Source organism: Micrococcus sp. Mcc89, from assembly GCF_024519795.1.
GTDB lineage: Bacteria > Actinomycetota > Actinomycetes > Actinomycetales > Micrococcaceae > Micrococcus > Micrococcus luteus.
The window spans coordinates 1-787 of the sequence record NZ_JALJRI010000065.1 but is presented as its reverse complement, the minus strand read 5'-3'; the positions used below and the strand labels follow the sequence as shown (position 1 = coordinate 787).

The 787-nt window shown below is 64.3% G+C and carries 1 pseudogene; it reads right to left on the bottom strand.

From position 1 onward, the window contains the following. Positions 1–56: 56 nt before the first annotated feature. Positions 57–641, bottom strand: a pseudogene (locus NR072_RS07570) (IS5/IS1182 family transposase); the annotation flags it as partial. Positions 642–787 lie beyond the last annotated feature (146 nt).

Sequence of the window (787 nt, the reverse complement as noted above, 5' to 3'; positions counted from 1 at the left end):
CACCAGCGGGAAGAAACACTGGCCGCCTATGGGCAGAACTCAATGGCCCTTGACAACTGACGTTCGATGACATTGCGGCCCCTACAGGCGACTGCGTCGAAACCGACGGGGCACCCGCTGCTGCAGCCACGACGCCTGCGGTGGCCCTGATGGCCAGCTCACACGGGGATGACCGCCGCGGCTGCCCAAGCAGTGGAGTCGTCATCGGTCAATCCCCTGCCTGGCTCAGGCGATCAAGCTGGCCAATGGCATTCCTGCCCCCGCGTCGAGCTGATGGATCTTCGTGCTCAACCTGCCACGTGAGCGTCCGATACCGCGACCGGCAGGTTCATCCCGCAGATTCCCGTAGTTCGATCCATCCCCTGCATGGCGGGCAATGTCCGTGGCTTGCTGATGAGCGTGGGCGATCGCGGAGTCCAGTCCGGACCGATCCATAGATGAGGCCCTGGGCGTCGCTGGCGGCCGCCAATGTTGCTAGCACTTCATGCCAGGTGCCCTCAGCTGCCATCCGCCAGCACCAGGTCAGCGCGGTCTGCCAGGGCCCGTAGACCTCGGGCAGATCCCGCCACAGAACTCACGTGCTGATACCGGCAGATGATGACCTCGGCCATCACCCGGGCGTCGGAGAGCGTCTGGATACGAAAGATGCGATCCAGGGTGTCAGCTGACCCCTGGATTCATTGCCAGACACGTTCTAGGCCCGGTCGTCCTCCAGGCACGAAGAGGCCCCCACACCGACATGGTCGGTGCAGGGGCCTCTGCTCGGCTCCCCCGGTTGGATTCGAAC